This is a genomic window from Paenibacillus sp. P46E (assembly GCF_001909095.1).
Taxonomy (GTDB): Bacteria; Bacillota; Bacilli; order Paenibacillales; family Paenibacillaceae; genus Paenibacillus_AQ; species Paenibacillus_AQ helianthi.
The window spans coordinates 1-22,041 of sequence record NZ_LVYZ01000072.1 but is presented as its reverse complement, the minus strand read 5'-3'; the positions used below and the strand labels follow the sequence as shown (position 1 = coordinate 22,041).

The 22,041-nt window shown below is 47.7% G+C and carries 17 protein-coding genes; 5 read left to right on the top strand and 12 right to left on the bottom strand.

Translation table 11 applies throughout. The features are described from left to right. Positions 1-9: 9 nt before the first annotated feature. From A3849_RS26490 to A3849_RS26480, 3 genes are read right to left on the bottom strand one after another with little or no spacing between them, the layout of a single operon-like run. The gene (locus A3849_RS26490) at positions 10-1,992 is read right to left on the bottom strand and encodes a chemotaxis protein CheA (RefSeq protein ID WP_256700924.1); all 1,983 of its coding nucleotides are present in this window, start codon (positions 1,990-1,992) and stop codon (positions 10-12) included. Between the two features lie 15 nt (positions 1,993-2,007). After that, a complete protein-coding gene (locus A3849_RS26485) occupies positions 2,008-2,433 on the bottom strand; it encodes a chemotaxis protein CheW (RefSeq protein ID WP_074114082.1) in 426 nt (141 codons plus the stop codon). Between the two features lie 22 nt (positions 2,434-2,455). Next, entirely contained in the window at positions 2,456-4,042 is a 1,587-nt protein-coding gene (locus A3849_RS26480; protein ID WP_074114081.1) for a methyl-accepting chemotaxis protein, read from the bottom strand. Positions 4,043-4,355: 313 nt separating this feature from the next. Here A3849_RS26480 and A3849_RS26475 point away from each other — a divergent pair, with 313 nt between their 5' ends. After that, complete coding sequence (locus A3849_RS26475; RefSeq protein WP_074114080.1) at positions 4,356-5,693, top strand: MFS transporter; 1,338 nt, start codon at positions 4,356-4,358, stop codon at positions 5,691-5,693. 55 nt (positions 5,694-5,748) lie between these two features. Further along, positions 5,749-6,504, top strand: a complete 756-nt coding sequence (locus tag A3849_RS26470; RefSeq protein ID WP_083613674.1) for a PIG-L deacetylase family protein — start codon at positions 5,749-5,751, stop codon at positions 6,502-6,504. Positions 6,505-6,636: 132 nt separating this feature from the next. On the opposite strand, the gene A3849_RS26465 is transcribed toward A3849_RS26470, so the two are convergent. Next, entirely contained in the window at positions 6,637-7,443 is an 807-nt protein-coding gene (locus A3849_RS26465) for a GNAT family N-acetyltransferase (protein ID WP_074114079.1), read from the bottom strand. A gap of 144 nt (positions 7,444-7,587) precedes the next feature. On the opposite strand from A3849_RS26465, the gene A3849_RS26460 reads away from it, so the two are divergent. Then, the gene (locus A3849_RS26460) at positions 7,588-8,625 is read left to right on the top strand and encodes an asparaginase (protein ID WP_074114078.1); all 1,038 of its coding nucleotides are present in this window, start codon (positions 7,588-7,590) and stop codon (positions 8,623-8,625) included. A gap of 207 nt (positions 8,626-8,832) precedes the next feature. Here A3849_RS26460 and A3849_RS26455 read toward each other — a convergent pair whose 3' ends face one another. From A3849_RS26455 to A3849_RS26435, 5 genes are all read right to left on the bottom strand, one after another. Then, positions 8,833-9,945: a GerAB/ArcD/ProY family transporter gene (locus A3849_RS26455; protein ID WP_083613673.1), complete on the bottom strand. Its 1,113-nt coding sequence runs from the start codon at positions 9,943-9,945 to the stop codon at positions 8,833-8,835. Positions 9,946-9,975: 30 nt separating this feature from the next. After that, a complete protein-coding gene (locus A3849_RS26450) occupies positions 9,976-11,130 on the bottom strand; it encodes a Ger(x)C family spore germination protein (RefSeq protein ID WP_178382806.1) in 1,155 nt (384 codons plus the stop codon). Between the two features lie 35 nt (positions 11,131-11,165). Continuing rightward, positions 11,166-12,674: a spore germination protein gene (locus A3849_RS26445; RefSeq protein WP_074114076.1), complete on the bottom strand. Its 1,509-nt coding sequence runs from the start codon at positions 12,672-12,674 to the stop codon at positions 11,166-11,168. Between the two features lie 285 nt (positions 12,675-12,959). After that, positions 12,960-14,666 carry a GMC family oxidoreductase N-terminal domain-containing protein gene (locus A3849_RS26440; RefSeq protein ID WP_074114093.1) on the bottom strand — a complete coding sequence of 569 codons (1,707 nt, stop codon included), beginning with the start codon at positions 14,664-14,666 and terminating at the stop codon, positions 12,960-12,962. Positions 14,667-14,676: 10 nt separating this feature from the next. Further along, entirely contained in the window at positions 14,677-15,336 is a 660-nt protein-coding gene (locus A3849_RS26435; RefSeq protein ID WP_074114075.1) for a hypothetical protein, read from the bottom strand. 213 nt (positions 15,337-15,549) lie between these two features. On the opposite strand from A3849_RS26435, the gene A3849_RS26430 reads away from it, so the two are divergent. Then, positions 15,550-15,750, top strand: a complete 201-nt coding sequence (locus A3849_RS26430) for a hypothetical protein (protein ID WP_074114074.1) — start codon at positions 15,550-15,552, stop codon at positions 15,748-15,750. 840 nt (positions 15,751-16,590) lie between these two features. Then, a complete protein-coding gene (locus A3849_RS26425) occupies positions 16,591-16,950 on the top strand; it encodes a winged helix-turn-helix transcriptional regulator (protein WP_074114073.1) in 360 nt (119 codons plus the stop codon). A gap of 88 nt (positions 16,951-17,038) precedes the next feature. Here A3849_RS26425 and A3849_RS26420 read toward each other — a convergent pair whose 3' ends face one another. The 3 genes from A3849_RS26420 to A3849_RS26405 all read right to left on the bottom strand — a co-directional run bounded on the left by A3849_RS26420 (position 17,039) and on the right by A3849_RS26405 (position 21,675). Further along, on the bottom strand, positions 17,039-17,602 hold the full coding sequence (locus A3849_RS26420; RefSeq protein ID WP_074114072.1) for an NAD(P)H-dependent oxidoreductase: 564 nt from the start codon (positions 17,600-17,602) through the stop codon (positions 17,039-17,041). Between the two features lie 204 nt (positions 17,603-17,806). Beyond that, positions 17,807-18,994, bottom strand: a complete 1,188-nt coding sequence (locus A3849_RS26415) for an MFS transporter (RefSeq protein ID WP_074114071.1) — start codon at positions 18,992-18,994, stop codon at positions 17,807-17,809. 1,238 nt (positions 18,995-20,232) lie between these two features. Next, on the bottom strand, positions 20,233-21,675 hold the full coding sequence (locus A3849_RS26405) for an amino acid permease (protein WP_074114069.1): 1,443 nt from the start codon (positions 21,673-21,675) through the stop codon (positions 20,233-20,235). Positions 21,676-22,041: the final 366 nt, after the last annotated feature.

Sequence of the window (22,041 nt, the reverse complement as noted above, 5' to 3'; positions counted from 1 at the left end):
TCTGTTGAATTAATGACTTACCAGGTAAGCAGCATCCAAAATTAAGGCAACCCGGCCATTCCCAAGGATCGTTGCTCCCGAGAGATGGTTCATGGTTCCGAGATACGCTCCCAGCGACTTAATGACAACTTCCTGGTTGCCAATAATCTCATCCACAGCAAAAGCGGCAATCTTGTCGACGGATCTGACAATAACGAGCGGAATGGTCTTGGAGCTGCGCTCCGCCCGGGGATAATGCAATTTGTCTCTCAGCCAGGAGAGCGGGACAATCCGCCCGTGGTTAAGAATTGCCTGCTCACCTTGCACAATTTGGATCTCTTCCGGAGCAATACGCACAATTTCCGCGACATTATACATCGGCAGAATCAGCACGCGTCCGGAGACTTTGACCAGAAGACCCTTAATTATGGCCAATGTAAGCGGGAGACGGATCGTAAATACAGTCCCTTGTCCCGGCTCGGTTTGGATATCAATAATGCCGTTCAGCCGTCCGATCTGACTGCGTACGATATCCATCCCGACACCGCGGCCGGACACCTCGCTCAACTCAGAAGCCGTCGTAAATCCCGGTTCAAAGATCAGATGAACTGCCTCCTGGACAGATAAGTAGCCGGCCTGTTCTTCGGAGATGATCCCTTTGCCTAGAGCCGAAGCTTTGATCTTGCCCGCGTCGATCCCTTGTCCATCATCTTCCAGACGGATCACTACATGATTCTCTTCATGAAAAGAAGTTAAAGTAATTCTTCCCTTAGCCGGCTTTCCTGCGGCCTCCCGGATCGCGGGACTCTCAATCCCATGATCCGCACTGTTGCGGATCAGGTGGATCAAGGGATCACTCAGCTCCTCGATAATCATCCGGTCAAGTTCTGTTTCTCCGCCCTGAATCACCAGTTCAATATCCTTGCCCAGCTTCTGGGCCAAATCCCGGACCAAACGGGGAAAACGGCTGAACAGCTGATCGATCGGCAGCATCCGTGTCTTCATGACCCCTTCCTGCAGCTCCTTGATAATACTGCCCATATGATCGGATACACTTCCAATGCCAGGCAGAACGCTGCCCGGATCCGAACGTTGACCGACAGCACTCAAATCGGCTAATGAGGTCTGCTCAATCAGCAGTTCACCGACCAGATTCATCAGATGGTCCAGACGCTCCACGTTTACCCTGACCGTTGGATGGGAACCTTTCCCCCGTTCATCCGGCTTTTGGTTCACCTGCTGTACAGTTGCCCCCGGGGGATATGCAATACTGTCCTTTTTCGACAACTTCAGCTCAAACGGAGCAATATGCATACTCTTCACGTCAGAGTCGACACCAAGCTGGTCCTGAATCAGCTGCCGCTCCTTATAGGTAGCAACTACCACGCCAAACTGGCTGTGCCGTTCGTCTTCATCCACTCCCGGAGCTGCGGCCTTATGAAGAGAGACGGCGATAACGGTTCCGCATACCTCCTCAATGCGCTGCAGCAGGATAAAATGTCTGGCAGCCTTCATCAGACAATCTTCCAACAGATTGATGCTTACAACGAGCAGATGCTGTCCAGAGGCAGCGGCTTCCTCTGCCTGAAGCATTTCTGATGTGTTCAGAACCGGGGGCGTGATCGGTTCTGAACGCATACTGATCAGGGACTTGATCTCGGACACCATACTGCTGCAATCAGTATAATTACTTCCACTGATGTATTCGGTGCGCAGCAGCTTCATTACATCCAGCGCCTTAAACAAGGTGTCAATCAGTTGGGAACTGATCTCCGGCTTCTTTTCCCGAACCCACTCCAGGATGTATTCCACTTCATGGGTCAAGTCACTCATTTCCCTGAAGCCCATAGTGGATGAAGACCCTTTAATTGTATGTGCAGCACGGAAAATCGTCTGGATCAGCTCCGGGGATGGGGTATGCTCCAACACCAGCAGCGACTGATCTATCCGTTCCAATTGGTCGTTCAGCTCTTCAATGAAAATATCGCGGTAGGCAGACAGCTCCATCATCATCAATTGTTCTCCTCCCTAACTGCCCAATACTTCCTCGAGCTTCAAAATACCGATCAATTGGTCTTCACGTTGGCCAATGCCCTGAAATACGCCTTCTCGGTTTCGGCCTTGTCCACTTGATGGAGGATGTACCTCTCCATAAGTGGTTACCTTATTCACCTTGTCCACGATAAGACCTACGAATTCTTCCCGGAATCGGACCACCACAATTCTTGTAGCCCGTGTATAAGCCTCATCGGACATGCCCAGCAAGTTTCGCAGACTCATTACGCAGACTACCTTGCCGCGAAGATTGACCACACCCTTTACTTCATTCCGGCTGAAAGGAATGTCGGTAATGCTGAGCATTTTGATAATCTCATGCACTTCTTCGATGCGAATGGCGCAGGTCTCCGGACCTATGGCCAGCTCTATATATTGTTCCTTCTGCAGTGTGGACATGAATACACCTTCAGTCTGTAGATTAGTGGGTTCTGAACGCACCCGCAGAGTGGGCAAGCTCCTCAGCGAGCTGGGCCAGTGCCTGGCAGGTAGCAGCCGTCTCCTCCGAGGCAGCAGCAGATTCTTCACTAGAGGCCGCTATGGATTCGACCGAATTCATTACTTCGGCTGCTTGAGCCGATTCCTCTTCACAGGCTGCCGCAATTTCATTAACTTTGAGCGATGAGGTGTTGACCATGCTGATAATTTGCTCAAAGGCCTGGCTGGTCATCGAAGATTGCTCAACACTTTCGGAGACAGCCCGGACACTTTGCTTAGTGTTCTCTTGCATGGCTTTGATGATTTTTGTAATTTCCTTCGTTGCATCACTGCTTCGTTCTGCCAGTTTCCGTACTTCATCTGCCACTACTGCAAAACCCCGGCCTTGTTCTCCAGCGCGAGCCGCTTCAATGGCTGCGTTCAGAGCGAGGAGATTGGTCTGTTCGGCAATATCGTCAATGACTTCAATAATATCGCCGATTTTGCGGCTATCCTCTTCGAGTTGTGTCATCTGGTGATTCACGGCTTGCATACCCTGAAGTGAGGCTTCCACCACGTAACCGCCTTCACGTGCTGTACTGACCGTTTGATTGGACAGCTCTGCGGCTTCCTCTGCACTTACCGCTACTGAATTAATAGCCAGGGACAATTCTTTGAACAGCTCGGTAATACTTGCCGACGCTGCGGACTGGGTAGTGCTGGTACTGGCAATTTCTTGTGTGCTCGCTGAGATTTCTTCAGAAGAGGCAGCAACGCTCTGCGAATTCATCACAATCCCGTTAATCAGCTCTTTGAGATTATCAACCATCCGATTCAGTGCACTGGCCAATTGTCCGACTTCGTCCTTGGTAGAAATATCTGAACGCTGAGTCAGATTACCCTTTGCTACTTCAGTAGCCAGTCCAAGCATATTCATGAGAGGCTTAGAAATGGAGCGGGCTATGGCGTAACCAATGAGTACACTTAGAATTACTGAGACTACAATGATTATGATGGTCAAGTTCAATGACGAAGCATAGGACGATTGGGAGTTGGTATTCGTTTGATCTGCGAGTTGCACGTTCGTATCAATCAGACCATTCAGATTGACAGCAACCAATTCTCCTTGCTGTGCTAATTGCGGCTTAAAAGCATTAAAATCAGTTGGATCATTCTGCTCCGCTAAAACCATTGCTTGGTTAAACAATTTCATGTACCCCGCATATTGCTCATCAAAATCACGCAGCAAATCTTGCTCTTTCTGTGTAGTTGCAAGCGGCCGGTAGTTATTCATAAACTTGTCTATTTCCTGTGTTGTTGTTTTGATTTTATCTTTGTAGCCGGAAACTTCAGCATCTCCTGTTGCTGTACTCATATCTCTCAATAATACTCTGATGGTCTGGAATTTAATCTGGGCAGCCGATAAATCCCGGACAGAGATCAGGTTGTTACTGTACATTTCTTTCATGTTATCGTTGGCACTGTGCAGCGTGAAGATCGAGAACACGCCAAGAACCGCAAGTATCAAAGATACAATTAAAAATGCAGAGATGATTTTTGTTGCTGTTTTTAAGTTACCATACCATTTCATTAGAATCCCCCCACATATTAACTTCATAGTGTCCGGTCTGATGGTCATGCATTCTTCTTACGCTCCCCCTGCATGCCATCTGAACAGCTTAGCTATATTTCGACATTTTTTGTGATTTTTTTAATAGCAATTTCCTGACAATGGTTAAATATGCTTATTTTTTTCGTTCACTTTATTGCGCATATACACAAAAGGCATTCGATTCCTGTCGACCTGCAGCTCACCCTTGACAATATGTGCAGATAAGTTATAAATAGACATAATTACGAAGAAACGGATTCACCGAATCTTCCGCAGAAAAGAGGGCAGCCGATTGACAACAAAAGTAACTTTGGCAGAAAAAGTGGTTTTTTCCGGCGGATTGCTGGGCCAGAATATGCTTTACAGCTTCATGTCGATGTACATTTTATTCTTTTATACGGACTTACTTGGTATTCCCGCGACGACAGCCAGTGTCATCTTGGTCACTGCAAGTATTTTCGATGCTTGCCTGGACCCGGTGATGGGGATGATCACAGACAAAACACATTCCAGGTGGGGGAAATTCAGGCCATATTTACTGTTTGCTCCGTTCCTGATCGCTGCTGCTACCGTGCTGTGCTTCATGGACCTCGGTACTTCCTCCACACTGACCGTAGCCATTGCAACGGCTTCTTATTTGCTGTGGGGAATGTTATACACGGTCTGCGACACTCCACTTTGGGCGTTATCCTCTGTCATTTCCAAAGATCCTGCAGAACGGACACTGGTCGTAACTCTGGGCAAAATCGGCGGAACCCTAGGTACAGTCATAATCACCATAGGCGGTATACAGCTCCTGCTTGCCTTCGGCGGTGAAAGAAGCACCAGAGCCTATCTCTACTCTGCAATCATCGTATCGGTCATTGCCGCGCTGGCCATTTGGCTGACTGGAATCCTTTCCAAAGAAAGAGTGGCCCCATCGGCTGAACGGATTCCTTTCCGCAAAAATCTGCAAACCATATATAAGAATAAACCTCTCCTCACTCTTCTGGCTTCGCTGCTGATTATCAATCTTGTGACCGGCATCAGACAGAGCATTCAGCTGTACTATGTGGTTTATGTCTGGGGGGATGCCAGCTATGGGACACAGGTCGGAATCAGCCTGGTGGTCGGTATGCTGCTGGGTATGACCGTAACGCCCAAGCTTTTGGGTGTCTTTTCCAAGAAAAGTGTATTTATCTCCTCGTGCATCCTGGGCAGCCTCTCCTGTGTGGTCCCATATCTGTTCGGTGATCAGAATGTTCTGTTTACGCTAGTGTTCTTTGGGATCAGCTTCTTTTTCTCGGGTATAACCATTATTGTCAGCACATCGATGCTGCTGGATACCATTGATTATTCCGAGTGGAAGCTGGGCTTTCGGGGGGAAGGGATTGTATTCTCTACGAATACCTTTATCACCAAATTCAGCGGAGCAGTGTCCAGGCTGATTATCGGGGCAAGTCTTGGACTTTTGAACTATGTAGAGAATCAGCCTGTTACATCCGGGCTTCAGCATGGCCTGAGCTTTGTGATGTTTGTACTGCCCGCCATTTGTTTCCTTGGGGCCATTCTTCCGATTCTGTTCTATTCGATAAGCGATAAGCAGCGGACACAGATATTAATTGATTTGGAGAACCACAGGGCGATGTAGCCAGAAGGCATAATCTTTATACCCATACTATTAGTAAAAGAAGGAGCGGATCAAATTGGATTCATCTATCCTCAACAGTCTTATGGCTCCTCCCGATCTCACGGATTGCCGGAGAATATTGTGCATTCAGCCCCATCCCGACGATAATGAAGTAGGCATGGGCGGAACAATAGCCGCTCTAGCGGACAAGGGTTGTGAGGTTCATTATTTAACGGTGACGAATGGAGATTTGGGCAGTAGTGACGGCCTGCTGTCCAATGCTGAGATCGCCAGAGTCCGCTCGCAGGAGCTTGAAGCGGCAGGACGCTCGCTTGGAGCCACGGTGTTCCACCAATTAGCGCATGGGGACGGCACACTTGAGCATATTCCGGCTCTGGCGGCAGAGATTGCCGAAATCATCCGAACCGTACAGCCGGACGCGGTATTCTGTCCCGATCCATGGCTTCCCTATGAAGCCCACTATGATCATATTGTCACCGGACGGGCGGCAGCCCAGGCTTTCTTGTCCGCGGGATTGCCGCTGTATCCCCGGGGAACGCACACACAACCCTGGCAGCCGACAGCAATCGGATTTTATTTAACCGCTGAACCCAATACCGTGATCGATATTACCCGTTTCTTCAACCGGAAGTTTGCTGCCATGGCACTGCACTGCAGCCAGTTCAGCGAGGAAACGCTGGCACTTTACGACTTGTATTTCAAGAAGAAGGGCCTCGAACTGGCGGAAGGAAAGGATTTTGAACTTGGGGAAGGACTTAAGGTGCTGTCACCGCTTCACCTGCATTGCTTCGTAGATGCCGGACGGGTGTAGGCTGTCCTTTTCAATACCATTTACCGCACAAAAAAGGCACCCGCCCATGGAGTCCATGAGGCAGTGCCTTTTTTCATCCACCAACTATAGTTTCCTTTCTTCCTAATCTCGTGCTTGATGCATAAGCGAAATTTATCGATGTGACAGCCGGTAATACGGCAGCGTCAGTGATGGTCTGAATCCCAGCTTCTGCGCCAAACGGTACGACCCCTGATTCTCCAGGCGGCAAGCCCACACCGGTTCCAATTGATGGTCAAGACAATAATCGATCAATGCCGAGCTTACGGTAAATGCATATCCCCTGCCCCGGAAGGCTTCCGCAGTCTCAATTCCAATTTCCAGCTGGCCCGCTGCCGAGCAGGAGGCAAACGCAGTAGAAGCCGCCTCGTCTCCCTCCATAATACTGAAACCGACTCCTTCGGCAAGGAAATGCTCCTCATCACGCCAAAAGTACTTGGGGACCACTGAGCCGGTCAGAGCAGCATATTGCTCTTTTCCCGTTCGTACAAGGGCTGCGTCCTGCTTAAAGAACCGCGCTCTGGCGGCAAAATAGGCTTCACGATCTAAACTGAAATTCACTCGGGTATTTCTCAAAATGGACCGGTGATCGTCCTGTTCAGCCGCTATCGTATCGATCCATACACTCCATTCTCCAGCCGGGTCTCCCTGCAGCCATTCCACATGCAGACGGGTTCCCGCTCTGCCCGTTATGTAATCATAGAGCCCACGCTTAAAGCTGCTATTCGAGGAATCACCATATACCAATGACATCCCGTATGGATGGACCACATAGAACGCCCGCGGTATGTCTTTGCTGTCAGCATAGACTTTGCCCGGAATTCGCTGCTCCAGCACCGCCCTCGCAAAGAGTGTGTTTATTTTCACTTGATCCAGCGCCGGCAATCCCTTGTAATAGTCTTGAACCTCCAGTTCAATCATTTTCCAGCCCCTCCCAATAGATTGGTAATTTCCCTCAGTATACTATGTTCTGATTAAAAACACCCTTAACCTCATATATCGTATGTTATAATACATTGATCCTAAATGTAATGGATTTACGAATAATCTGAAAGGAACTAGCCGATGATCATTCCAGCTCCGGAAGTGAATTTTACAGCTTCACCTTTTTATAATCCTATTCTTAAAAATGTGGTCATTCTAGCCACCGGCGGTACGATAGCCGGCAGTGGCGAAGCGCATAAAACCTTAAATTACGAGCCTGGTGCTCTGCCGATACAGGATTTGCTGGACAGTGTTCCCCACCTGGAACGGGTAGCGAATTGTGCGGGTGTGCAGGTCAGCAATCTGTGCAGTGCTGATATTACCAGCGAACACTGGCTGACCTTGGCCACTCTAATCAATACACTTGCGCTTCGTGAAGATGTTCATGGTTTTGTTATTACACATGGTACGGATACCCTGGATGAAACTTCATATTTCCTGAATCTCGTAATCAAAACCGACAAACCGGTCGTTATTACCGGCTCCATGCGCCCGGCTACGGCAATCAGTGCAGACGGCCCGCTGAATCTGTATCAGTCAGTGGCCCTAGCGGCCAACCCGGAGGCTTCCGGTCAGGGCGTCATGGTGGTTTTTGCTGAAGGGATTTACAGCGGCCGGGATGTGCAGAAGGTCAACACCTTTAAGGCCAATGCCTTCGATGAGCGGGATTTCGGGTGTCTCGGCTATATGCGGGACAGCCAGGCTTTTTTCTATACGAGATCGCTCAAAAAACATACTACCGCCGCGCAGTTCGACGTCTCTGCATTGTCAGAGCTGCCGGAAGTATCCGTGGCCTACTTCCATGTGGATGCCAATCCGGGCATTCTGGATTATCTGGCTACCATCTCCAAAGGCATTGTTATTGCCGGAGCAGGCGGAGGCATCTACAGCAAGCCCTGGATCGATAAGGTCGGTGAGCTCAAAAACAACAATATTCCCGTTGTCAGATGCTCGCGGATATCCAGCGGCATTACGCTGAAGGATTCCTATATCGACCTGTCCGCCAATTCGATTCCCTGCAACAGTCTGGTGCCGCAGAAGGCCCGGATTCTATTATCGCTGGCGCTGACCCAAACGACGGGTTACGAGGAAATTGCTGCAATGTTCAACGAATACTAATCTCCCGCTGTTTATGCGGGGAACGGTTCTACAATTCTTTCAGTAATCACAAAAAGAAATCGCCCTTTGGTAAAATGGAAGTGTCGAACAACCATTTCAAAAAAGGAGCGATTTTTTTGTACATTCAACCTACCATGGACCAAAAATCCACTTTGGAGACAACCCCGTTTGGAGAGATTACGGCTCCTCCCGCTTCACCGCATCCTCTTATACCGGATCGACATTAGCGGAACTTCTCGCCTGCCGCCATTTACCAACGATAAGCAGGAGCAAGGGCAGGCCAAGCATATTCACCGGAAGCGCAAACGGCACCCAGTACCTCTGCAAATAATTCGTAGTTCCCTCCGTTACGTTCTGGGGAATCAGTGCAAACGCAAACATAACCGGAGCAATGAACCAGATCATTACCCTCCAGTTGCGGATATGCAAAAATTGGGCAGTTCCATAGCTTGCGACAAAGAAATATACTGCCAATTTAATGAACACGCTTGAAATCCATATCACGACTGGGATGGCGTCAAAATTATCTATAAAACCAAACAACGATATTTTTTGGGCCATTCCAAAAAATGGATACGACATGTTCGGAGCCAGACTGACACCAATGGTGGCAATGACCATGACCGTGGTGATCAGTACAAAAAAAACGGCTGAGATGACCGCCCCAAAAGCAAAGGGTGCCCCCTTGCGGGGCCGCCGCAGAAATGAAGCGAGCATAAGGTACTCCACGGAATGTCCCAGATAAGATGCAGGAGCCAGGGAGCCCTTGATAATCCCCTTCATTCCGTTGTCAACATAGACGGGCAAAATATTCTTCCAGTGAATGTTGTTGCCGTTAGCAACCAGAACCAGAGTAACCATGATGAGTATGACAGGCCCCAGGAATTCACTGCAACGGCCAATCCCCTCGATTCCTCCTGCGAATGTCGCGTAGACAATCAATAATACCATCAGGAGAATGATCGCTTCTTTGGGCGTCCCTTGGAGCAGCATGATTTGTACCAGGTCAGTAAATTGCCGGAGAACAATGGGTATTATCGTATACCACTGGACCAAATAGATAACCACGACGATTTTACCCATCCATGTTCCAAGAATCACTTGGCTATATTCAACTAAAGTCTGCCCCGGGTAGAGATGAGCGGCTTGCGTCGCCAGCAGGGCAACCATCAAGGCAATACACCCTGCCAAGATTATGGAAATCCAGGCATCCTGCTTGGCAGCTTGAAGGCCCGGGGTAAGCGTCATGACCAGCGTCATTCCCAGATCCATACTGAAGATGAGCCAGAACACCTGAATACCTGTAATTTTCATCTTCATTGTGAGCATCCTCTTCAGTGTATTGTGCGGCTATTTCCTTAAATATGCCCGTCCCTGCGTTTTTCCCATCCGTTCAATATCGACGTCAACCTTGATGCTCACAGGCACATCAGGAAAGATGTCGTTCCATTGATCCTTTATTTTTTTCCATTCATAAGGGTGCTCCACATGAACCTCATCACCGATGCCTAAGACATCCGATTTCAGCTCCTTTTGCAGATGTGATACCATTTGTTCTATCCTGGCTTTCACATTATTCGAAAACAGTTCTTCAATATTTTTTTTATCTTCAACCTTGTTCAAATCCAATCTCGAGTCATTGGCCGTCACCCTAACCGTTGTATGGAAAGAAACCGAGGCCTGAGGATTTCCATTTTTCATGACCGTGCTTACCTTCACTCTGCTCTTTAGCGTTTGCGCGCTAACGGTTCCGTTGTACTGATCATCTTCCGGTTGAGCTCGTACAGTAAAGCCCATTCTGTAATTCTCCCCGATCCACCAGCGCAACATCTCCAATTCATTCTGCTGCAGGAACCCTTTAAGCTTGCTTCCCAGATAGACAGCTGCATGGTCGATTGCAAATGTTTCTTTTTCACTGTCTTTATTCATTACCCGGATGGCAGCAGTTACCGGTGATATACCCTGAGTGGAAAGGGCGTTCATAAACTCGTCCATTTTTATGGAAAAGCTGGATTTACTAGCTTGTATTTTGCTGATCCCGAGACCCGGAATAAGTTCAAGCGGATACATCTCATTCAATATTTCTTTGGCCGAACATCCATATGCCGTTACGACGAAACTATTATAACGGCTCTCAGGGAACCGTGAAAACATATCCAGAACCTGGTTAACCCCATGCTTTGCATATTGTTCCCCGATAATGAAGACTTCCCTGTGCCCAAAATAGATATAACGGGACATTTGCTGCTGTAACCGGTCAATGGCCTCCAGGGAATCTTTACCTTTGGCTGAAATCACAACCACCGGTTTCTGTCCCCCTGCTCCTGCCTTCAGCGTACTTGGCATTCCGGATGGAAGCGCAATTTGCAAGGTGACCTCTAGTTGCCCGTCCTCCAAAAGATCTACACCGCTGGCCATCACCAGGGCGAGATCATCCATCTCTTTGCGGTCCCAACAGCCAGTAGTCAAGTACAAGATTACCAGAACAGCCATCAATTTCAACATTCTAACAGCTCTGCACATATGCAAACACACCCCAGTCATTGCCTCGAATGCTTTTGTCGTTTCCTCATAAATGTCCATGGTGCTCTTACCAGTACATCGGCTAGTCCGGACAGGTTGAATGGTGCAACCGGAGTCATATAGGGGACTCCAAAGGAACGCAAATTAACCAGGTGAATCAAAAGAGCGAGCATACCGACTCCGACCCCATATAGCCCGAACGCTGCGGCAAGCAGCATAAGCGGAAAGCGAATGATACTGATGGCCTGGCTCATGCCTGGATTGGGAACGAGAAACGATGCAATGCCCGTTACGGATACGACAATGATGATTGTAGCTGAAATAATACCTGCCTGAACGGCAGCCTGGCCAATGACCAGCGCCCCCACAATACTGATGGTCTGACCCACAGGCCGGGGGAGACGAATACCAGCTTCGCGAAGTGCCTCAAAGGTAACTTCCATGATTAATGCTTCTACAATAGCAGGGAAAGGTACAACCTCGCGTGCAGCCGCGAGACTCAAGGTCAGGCTTGTCGGTATCATTTCCTGGTGGAAGGTTGTAACAGCAATGAATATGGAAGGCAGGGCCAGCGCTAAAAAGGCAAAGAAATACCTTAACCAACGCAGCGTCGTAGCGAATATGAATTTCATATAGTAGTCTTCGGCTGTCTGGAATCCAAACCAGAATGTGATGGGCAGGACCAGCACCATGGGCGAGCCGTCAGTAAAGACTGCCACCTTACCCTCAATCAGGGAACCTGAGACCAAGTCGGGACGCTGGGTGGCCTGAATAACGGGAAAGGGGGAATACGTATGGTCACTGATTAATTCCTCGATATATCCAGACTCCAGCACACTATCCATATCAATGCCCGATATCCTTCTTTTCAGTTCATCGACCACACTCTGCTTAGCGATGTTTTCCAGATAGACAATCACGATGTCTGTTTGGGATATTTTTCCCGCCTTCAGTTTCTCCGTCTTAAGACGGGGGGTGTGAAGCCGATGGCGGATGAGCGCCAGATTGATGTCTATTTTCTCGATAAATCCATATCTTGGACCCCGGATGACCGCCTCCGTTGACGGTTCCTCAAGCGGCCTGTTCAGTTTATCCTTCAGCTCAAAAGAAAAAGCCTGAATGCTATTTTCAATGAACAATATAGTTTCCCCTCTGACGACCCGCTGAACAGCCTCATTCACTGTTGTGATGACAGTGGGCTGCACGATGGATGAGAATTTGAATTTGAGCTGTTCATAGATCTGGGAGGGCTCATTCAGGGGCATAGCCTCCTGCTGCATCAATGGGTTGAGGAACCCGTCATCCCAAAGCTGCTTGTCTATCAAAACTTTGAGAAACACCACCATGCCGGATACCGAGCCGAATATATGAAGCCTCCGCACGACAAGATCGTAACACTTGGAAAAATGCTGATTCATCGCCGCTTCGTTGTCATCCAGATTGTCAGAGATCATCAAGTCCACCTGAGTGTCGGATTCTCTCAACTTTTTTTCGAAAGGATTGTTTGTTTTTTGATTGTTCCTCATAAACTATCCCCCTTTCCGCTTAACTTTCCCCATCCATTATTGGATTATTCGGATTATGCTTCCATACATTAGGACAGACAAACAGGACTATCTTTTGAGATAGCCCTGGCAGAATCATTAAAGGTATATTTTTCCGGCCGCCGTGCATACTTCTTCCATAACTAACCGCACGAACAATGCAGAAATGGGGGGAATCAGAATGAAAGTGTTCGGAAAAGCTATTGTTTTTTTACTAATCGTCGCATTATCCGGAGCAGTTCTGTATTATGCCACCGAAATGGGTGGTTAGCTGAAATAGCGTGTGACAATCTTCTCTGCCGTCCGGGTAGCCAGTGCTTGAGTCGTGAGAGTAGGGTTAGGGCCACCGATTCCATTATAGTGTACACTGTTGTCGGCTATGAACAGGCGTTTGACTTGAAAGGCTTCGCAGTTCGTATCCGTAACGTATCCCATCCGCATGGTGCTCTCCAGGTGGAGCATGAAGCCGAAGGGCGTATCCGAGCGAATAATGGTTCTGGCACCCGCTTGCCGCAGCGTTTCCGAAGCATATCTGGCTAGTTGATCGCGCCGCTTCAGCGTCTTGACACTAGGAGAATAATGGATAACGGGAATAGGACCGTTCTCGTCTTTCAAAAAGGGGTCAACCTCCACCCTGTTGCGGTAAAGCGTTTCATCATCCGTAAGAAGCAGCATGGTCATGGTCCGGCTATAGTTCCTCATCAGCTCTTTCAGCTGTGGACCGACGACCCGGCCACGGATATCCCACGGCGCTCCCGGCTCCCGCGGGTTCAAGGCGTCATAACCGGCTTCACTGAAGCCATAGGTCAGAAACGACATGATCCCAGGGCTTAAGCAAGACACCTGGAAGATCCCGGTACCCGGAATATCGACCCTTGCACCCGAAGTATGGCCGACATACGGATAGACCGCCGGCTGTCCCATAATGCGCATCAGATCCTTTTCTTCAAAGACGCCTCCAACCCAGTCAAAGCAGTGATTGGTTAAACCTCTTCCCACCCATTCGTTATCAGGTAGTCCTGAATTCAACCACAGGCGCGGCGTTTCAATACAGCCCGCAGCCATGATTACCGTTCTGGCCGTGAGTTCGCCGGTTTCTCCTGTCCACGTATCCCGAAACTGTACACCGGTCGCCCGAAGCCCTTCTTTGGGGTCATGCGACGTTAAGATTTTGACCACGAAGGAATTCGGACGGATGGCTACATTTCCAGTCTTAAGTGCGAGTGGGATGTAGCTGACTAGGGTGCTCCGTTTGGCGATTTTATCCACAGACGGCCCGGCTGAGCAACCATTGACACAATTCCCCTTCAAGGTACATCCTTCCATGTTGGACAATTGCTCAAGCGAGTAATTGGGGTCCATCAGATGCTCGTTGGTGGGAAGAATGGCATTTGGATTGGGACGGTAACCCGGGGTCGTGACATTCAGCGTCGGATTCAGCTGCCAGCCTGATTTTTGGGCGCCATAGTAGAAAAGCTCTTCCTTGGGCGTCGTAGGCGCAAACTGAACAGGCAAGGTGGCTTCGGCTTTCTCGTAATACGGAATCAGCTCCCGGTAGCTGATTGGCCAGATATCATCGATTGCAGACGGAAAAGCACGCGGTGACTGGGCCCAGTAATGTTGAGTCGTTCCCCCTACGCCGGATACTTGCCAGATGTCCCCCTTCTGGCGCATAATCCTGTGCCAAGGCGTGCGGCGGCGGTCGGCTGGACCAAAGCGGAATGTGCCTGACACCACATCATTCATATTATTTTCATACGCATTGAAGATTTTTTTATAGATACCTATATCCAGATCCTTAACCTCTGAGCTCCATTCACCGCCACGTTCGCTGTTCGGATTCTCCCACTGCTTGTTTCCGTACCAGGGCCCGGCTTCCAGCACCAGCACCTTGAGCCCAGCCTCCCCAAGTTCCTTCGCTGCAACGGCACCTCCACCGCCTGATCCGATCACGATGACGTCCGCATCGAACATTGTCTCTGCACTATTCAATGGTGGATTCCCCTCCCTTGCGTTCGATGGTCAGCATGTAGCCAAGGAGCGCCCGGTAGCCCGGCACCACTCCAGGATATTCCGCCTGCTTCCATGAGACCGGGAAATATTCCAGCCTTCGTTCGGTCGGTGTCCTAAGCCGGGTCGTCCCGTATGCCGACCACTCCGAATAGTTGCCAAACATCGTTTGCCGGTTAAGAAAGTCAATCATATACCGGGTAAACCCCAAATCGTTCCGGTATGGGGGAGGCAAAACCCCCGGGTCAATATTCCCTTGCTCCAGCATGGCGAGAACACGAATCCGGTCAGCCGTGGATATTGCGCTGAAGGGTCCGCTTTCCCAGAGTAGGTGATTAGGAGGATACTGCAGCTGTCCCGAGGCGGCTAAATGGACGGCACCAGCATTAAGCAATCCTGCGGTGGAACAGGACAATGGAATGTCCCTCAAACCAAACCCCAATACAAGGGACAGGCTGTGGTCCAGCTCCCAGATCATATACTCGTGTATGCACAAATCAGCTGCTCCTGCAGACAGCTCTACCGAATATGTGGCAGACACCGGTGAATCAGGAATGATTGCCTCAACAAGTGCTCTAAATGTTGCAAGGGTATGGGAATCAACTGTTGCAGCATAGATTGCAGACGGATGCATACTAATTCCCCCTTTAGTGACAGGTATGGGTCAATCAACTAAAACCCGCATCACCTATAACTATTCGCCTGGAGGACTTCTCAGACGCTGCCCGGCAACAAAATCTGCACGTAAGCAAATTCAAAAAAAACTACTACAGCAAGATTAATTAACAGGTTTCCAGTCTTTTGTCGAAGGTATATAGGTCAGAATTCACCCCAGGAGATGACCTTCATGCTTGAGAAAAATAGATTGGGTGCCGGGCTCAGAGTTTACTTCAGACCTGAGAAAAAGATTATCACAAGAGACGGAATCATCCATGTATGGAGCATGGCTTATGCTTGTGAAAATCCAGACTGCGACACGCAGGCGTTGCGTATAAATCTGCTGAAGCTGAGATGCTTGGCTAGTGAAACCCTTGGAACATATCGCTAGCATTCTCACTCCTGAGGAAGACAAGTAGTGAGACGGCTGAGCGGGAACTGTCCCTGCTACTTGAATGGGTGAAACAAACCTACACGCATCAGAGTGACGAGCTAATGGTTAACAATTTACTTAACTTTTCCAGAGGGTTTTGAAAGGCTTTTTCACTTGTTATGACCATTACTACATTCCAAAAACGAACAATGACTTAGAGCAATTCTTTCGACGGACGAAGGCTAGTCACCGTCGTATTACGGGACTTCGTAATTGGAACAGTTACATCGTACGCAATGGTGAAATAATCGTATTAGTGAATGATGCACTGTGCCAAGAACATGTCATTTCACGACTGCGCTCAGTTTGCTTTACTCGCTATAAATCTCGAAAAACATTGTGGGATCAGCGTTTATCTAGCGTTATATTACGCAAAAAATTTAAACGGAATAGCGCAGGCTACCTCAACGAATTAGAGCAAAAATGGAATTCACTTATACGGTAGTTAATTTTGCTGTCATAGTTAAAAAACTATTTAGTTAATGGAAGGTCGGCTTATTTGAAAATGGAAAGGACAGTTAAACCCAGTTCAGACATTGTCATAGAGGGTTATTTAGATACATTCTCCATTGTGAATCGAATAACTGAAGAAGTAACAAAAAGGTTATCTTTACTGAACAAACCGTTTCCTGTTTTGGCCAACACTCGCCCTCCGCGTTCGCGCTGCCATCGTTCCGGTCCCATTCCGTTTCTAAAATTTATTATAGCGATTTACATCCTTTCAATAAGATTGCATAATGATGTATTATAAAGTATGCATATTTATATCATATACTTACCAAAAGGAGAGTGTAACTTGTGCACGAAACCAATATTCCATCTAACGTGAAACTAAAAGAAACTGGCTTTGGATACACGTTGTCCTTAATAGGCGGTAAATATAAAATGATCATTATGTATTGGCTGTCTGAAAATAAAGTAATGCGGTTTAATGAGCTGAAGCGATGTATCGGTACCATTTCCTTTAAAACGCAAAGCATCATGTTAAAAGAGCTGGAGGCAGATGGGCTTATCATACGGAAGGAATTTCCCCAAATACCTCCAAAAGTTGAATATTCATTATCTGAAAGAGGTCTTTCTCTCATTCCATTGTTAAATATGATGTGCGAGTGGGGAGAGAAAAACAGTTTGCCAGCTCTGGAGGCTGTACAGCGGTAGGCATAGTTGTTTTGTTTATATTACAAAGAAGTATCTCCTGAACAGGGAAATACTTCTTTTTTTATAGCAGTCTTAATAAAGCTAACTATTACAGATTGTCAAGAAAACTCAAATAATTTAGTGTGCTTTTTTCCAATTCGCTTACAGACGGCTCATTTTCTGTATCAGGCACATTTTCACCAGTCTCGTTTTCCGTACCATAATACGCAAAGAACGAACGGTAATTTGCATTGCAGTATAGGAAGGTAGTTTCAAAAGGAGATAATAAATAATCAAGTACATAGTGATATCTTCCATCTTCACTATAATCTTCTTTTTTACTTCCGGTAGATACAGCTAAAGCAGCTTTGCGATTCTTTAATTTATCTCCTCCATTTGAACCATGAGCCCACCCATAAGTTAAAACATCGTCAAGCCATTTTTTAAGGAGAGGCGGACAATTAAACCAATATATAGGGAACTGCAAAACAAGATTACCATGTGATTCAACCAATTTTTGTTCTTTTTTCACGTCTATGCTTCCATCAGGGTAAGCCTTATGCAATTCGTGAACAGTATACTTTTCAGGATATTTTTTGAGTTCTTCTACCCATCGCTTATTAATTACGGATGTTTCTATGCTCGGGTGTGTCACGACAACAAGAGTTTTCAAAGATTTGTCCTCCTTATTTCTTATCTTCACTCCTACTTTTCAGTAGGAGTTTTTTATTATTCAGCTCAATGAACTGGGAAATGAAATTCACAATTTCGTACTTTAAAACACGAAAATTCGTATTGCCGGTTAATCAACTGGATCGCTTGAGCAATTTTGTGCGCTTTGGATTTTGCAGTTGGCTAAGCACTAACCTTTTAGATATTAGTTTCTTCCTATAGCTTTACTAAGTTCTAATTGAGCTTTGGAGCCGGTTACTCGTAAATATACCATAACGGTTGTTGCAGCGATGGCAACAACCGCAGCTCCAATCCAGCTAATCGAAGCTAAGGAAGCTTGTTCCACTACAACGCCTCCAATTCCTGCACCAGCCCCCATAGCAAGCTGTAAAACTGAACTATTCATACTCACCATAATGCCTGAAGCCGCCGGAGCAAGCGTCATTAAGTGATATTGCTGAGTTGGACTTGTTGACCAAGCGGAGAGAGCCCAAAATATGAGCACAAGGAAAACGATAGCAGGCGAGTGGGCTGATAATGACAGTAGAACTAAGGCTACTACATGCAGTACCATACTGACAAATAAAGTACGAGGGAATCCCCATTTATCCGTACTATAGCCGCCAAGCTTTGAGCCGAATAAGCTGGCAATCCCGAAAGCGAATAAAGCAATGATAACAGTTTTACTGTTCATCCCTGTAACCGACAGTAGGAAGGGAGAAATGTAGGTGTAGACAGTAGAATAACCAGAAATCCATAAGAAAGTGATCATTAGGGCTGCAATTATTTTCGGTTGCTTAATTAAAGCAAGCTGTTTGCGTAAGGGAACCGACTCATCGCCATTTGAGCGTGGGATGACTAAGAGTATAACGATCATCGCAAGAATACTAAGTGCACCGATTCCTCCGAAGATCAATCTCCAATCATAAGCGGAAGCAATAACTCTGCCTAGCGGAACACCGATAATCAACGAGGTGCTAAAGCCCATAAGGATTGTTGCAATTGCACTTCCTTGTTTATCAGGTGGAGTCATCTTAGTAGCGACAGTAAAGGAGGTTACAACGAATACTCCCATGCTTAGTGCAAGAATAACGCGTGAGACTATAAGAAATTCAAAGCCAGGTAAAACTACGGCGATAATATTTCCAATCACAAATACGCCAAGTGAATAAACTAAAAGCTTGCGCTGCTCCATTCGTGCTGTAAATGCGATAAGGAAAGGTGTTCCAAAAGCATAGGCGAGTGAAAAAACAGTAATGAGCTGACCAGCAGCAGCGACAGAGACATTAACGTCTCTTGCAACTGTGTCGAGAATCCCAGCTATGATATACTCGGATGTTCCAAGCAAGAAGCTAACAGCGGCTAATAAGTAAACTTTCCAGGCATTAGACATTTAATTATCCCTCTTTCTTAGGTTTCTATATTTCCGGGTGTATAGAAATTTATTTATTTCGTTCTTTGAGTATAAAGATTGCACTCTAAATATGTAAGTACGCACATTTAGTACAGGTACTGTCATAAAGGTAAGTGTCACCCTGAGCATATACGCTAAATTTTGTTAACACCGTTATGCTTATTAAACTCCCCCGGGGGAACTAAGATTGTTGTTGAAGTGATAAAAGTTCTTACCTAAGCACTGACGGTTGCTGTCCCGGCATACCGATTGCTGAATCCATACTTTAAGAATCTCAAAACCAATGAAAAGGGACCCCGGTTCAAAATTGATTTATTCGCGACAAAAAAACGTGGTCACTTATGAGGTGTCCACATTTTTCATTGGAAATTTTAAAGCTGAACGCGAATCCCCCCTCTGGCTCGCCTTGATCGGCGACCCCTGTATCCAGTTTATTACCTTTGGAATCCGTAAGGTAGAACGGCAGATTATCAGCGTTAGGATTACCAAAATTTATGAACGTGCACAAGCCATACAAGCTTCCTTACAAAGATGCTTGAGTAAAAAAAGAGCTTAATTTACTTCAAGGCGTTGTCAGATTATTCAGTAAAAATTGAAGAATTAAAACCTAGTCATACAGCCGTTTCGCAGCTAGTGAAACCCTTGGAACATATCGCTAGCATTCTCACTCCTGAGGAAGACAAAAGTAGTGAGACGGCTGAGTGAGAACTGTCCCTGCTACTGGAATGGGTGAAACAAACCTACACGCATCAGAGTGACGAGCTAATGGTTAACAATTTACTTAACTTTTCCAGAGGGTTTTGAAAGGCTTTTTCACTTGTTATGACCATTACTACATTCCAAGAACAAACAATAACTTAGAGCAATTCTTTCGACGGACGAAGGCTAGTCACCGTTGTATTACGGGACTTCGTAATTGGAACAGTTACATCGTACGCAATGGTGAAATAATCGTACTAGTGAATGATGCACTGCGCCAAGAACATGTCTTTTCACGACTGCGCTCAGTTTGCTTTACTCGCTATAAATCTCGAAAAACATTGTGGGATCAGTGTTTAACTAGCGTAATATTACGCAAAAAATTTAATCGCAATCGCGCAGGCTACCTCAACGAATTAGAGCAAAAATGGAATTCACTTATACGGTAGTTAATTATGCTGTCGTAGAAAAAAAGGAATCCCGTAAGCTGAACTATCCGCTCTGAGGATTCCCCTTCCCTATTCATTCATAGTATCCTGCTCTTTTTCCCCTTCCAGCTCCTCTGCCGCCTCCATCTGGGCCCTTATCGCAGGCACCTGAAAAGGCTGTCTCCGAAATCCGTCCTGTTCCCTGGCCTTCCGCATGACTCCAAGCGCATAAATCCCGGAAAATAACACAACAAACATCACACCCGCCGCGAGTCCTCCGCCCTGTCCCGGGATCAAAGGCATACTGGCCAGTATCGCCACCAGACTTACGATCGCAATCCATGAGGTGTAAGGATATCCGCGCAACCCATGCTGCCCGGTCAGTGGACTGCCATGACGCTTGCGCAGCCGGTAATGGCTGGCCATGATGATTACATAGGAGAACAGCAGCGAGAAGCCGCCGGAGCTGACCAGAAAGAGATAGACCCCCTGCGGCAGCAGCATTCCCATCCAGAGTCCTGCCAGCATCGCGGCCCCGGAGATCAGGATCCCTCTGAAGGGAATGTCCGTACGGTCCCGCATCCATTCGGGAGTATGCCCCTCCTCAGCCAGAGAACGGAGCATCCGGCCCAGACCGAATACCGAAGCCAGCATCGTAGACAAAATGGCAGATACCAGCACGATATTCATCACGGTCCCGGTCCACCCCAATCCATAAAGGCTTAGTGCAGATACGAATGGACTAATCTGTTCAGATACCCGTGCCGGGGGCAATAGCAGGAACAGTCCGGTTATTGCTGCCAAATACAATCCGACCAGGAGCACGATGGTGTACCGGATCGCCCGTGGAATAGTGATTCCCGGATTGCCCGTCTCCGATGCCGCCAGACCGAGCACCTCAAAGCCTGCGTAGGTGAACATCACCATCAGCATGCTTCCCGCGATTCCGGCAACTCCTCCTGGCATCAAGCTCTGCCCGCGGGCAACGCCAAGACCTACCGGACCTGCTCCTCTAGTACCCAAGCCCACAATTAAAGCCACGGCGATCAGCACAAACGCCACAATGGCGAGCAGCTTAAATGCGGCGAGTCCGCTCTCCAGCTTGCTCAGCCGTTCTGCACCCAGCAGGTTAAGCAGGGTCACCCCTACGATAATCCCTGATCCGAGGAGTGCAAGCGGCAAGGCGGGAAACCAGCCCCGCAGCAGAATAGATACTGCCGTGGCTTCACTGGACATCGCAAGCACAAGGCCTGTCCAATAGACCCAGCCTACCGTGAATCCTGCCCCGCGGCCAAAAGCCTGTTCCGTATAGGTTCGGAAGGACCCAGCAACCGGATTAGCTACCGTCATCTCCGACAATGCGGACAAAATAAAATAGACAAGAACCCCTCCAATTACATAGGACAGCAGTACAGACGGTCCAGCTGCACGGATTGCCACCGACGATCCCAGGAAAAAAGAGCCGCCGACCACTGTACCCAGTGCGAGCATTGTCAATCCCCACACCGATAATCCTTTTTCACCCTGATCCATCCTGCTGCCTCCCCGCTTTTTATGGAGAGTATCTGCAATATGCGGGAATTTACCCATGGAAACAAGTAGAAGGGGCTGTCCCAAACTAACATGGCCTGACGGCCACCATCATGAATGAAAATGTCTTGGCTTGTGAATCTGTGTCTTCCATAATGGAAGTGCAGGTCACAGGCCGAGGCTTTTTTGGTAGGACATACTCTGAGTCCCAAACCGGCCGATTGTATCCCACGAGTACCGCCAATTGTTGCTATGAGCACGTGTATAAAAATCCTTTTACTTGAGGGTACATGACCTGCGTCAAACTGATTCCAGGGGTGATGTGGATGGAGGCGATTTTAGAAAGATGCGCGGGGCTAGACGTTCACC

Coding starts and splice junctions, on each gene's coding strand:
- A3849_RS26490 (WP_256700924.1), bottom strand. CDS start 1,992: ATGATGATGGAGCTGTCTGCCTACCGCGATATTTTCATTGAAGAGCTG.
- A3849_RS26485 (WP_074114082.1), bottom strand. CDS start 2,433: ATGTCCACACTGCAGAAGGAACAATATATAGAGCTGGCCATAGGTCCG.
- A3849_RS26480 (WP_074114081.1), bottom strand. CDS start 4,042: ATGAAATGGTATGGTAACTTAAAAACAGCAACAAAAATCATCTCTGCA.
- A3849_RS26465 (WP_074114079.1), bottom strand. CDS start 7,443: ATGATTGAACTGGAGGTTCAAGACTATTACAAGGGATTGCCGGCGCTG.
- A3849_RS26460 (WP_074114078.1), top strand. CDS start 7,588: ATGATCATTCCAGCTCCGGAAGTGAATTTTACAGCTTCACCTTTTTAT.
- A3849_RS26455 (WP_083613673.1), bottom strand. CDS start 9,945: ATGAAGATGAAAATTACAGGTATTCAGGTGTTCTGGCTCATCTTCAGT.
- A3849_RS26450 (WP_178382806.1), bottom strand. CDS start 11,130: ATGTTGAAATTGATGGCTGTTCTGGTAATCTTGTACTTGACTACTGGC.
- A3849_RS26445 (WP_074114076.1), bottom strand. CDS start 12,674: ATGAGGAACAATCAAAAAACAAACAATCCTTTCGAAAAAAAGTTGAGA.
- A3849_RS26440 (WP_074114093.1), bottom strand. CDS start 14,666: ATGTTCGATGCGGACGTCATCGTGATCGGATCAGGCGGTGGAGGTGCC.
- A3849_RS26435 (WP_074114075.1), bottom strand. CDS start 15,336: ATGCATCCGTCTGCAATCTATGCTGCAACAGTTGATTCCCATACCCTT.
- A3849_RS26430 (WP_074114074.1), top strand. CDS start 15,550: ATGCTTGAGAAAAATAGATTGGGTGCCGGGCTCAGAGTTTACTTCAGA.
- A3849_RS26415 (WP_074114071.1), bottom strand. CDS start 18,994: ATGTCTAATGCCTGGAAAGTTTACTTATTAGCCGCTGTTAGCTTCTTG.
- A3849_RS26405 (WP_074114069.1), bottom strand. CDS start 21,675: ATGGATCAGGGTGAAAAAGGATTATCGGTGTGGGGATTGACAATGCTC.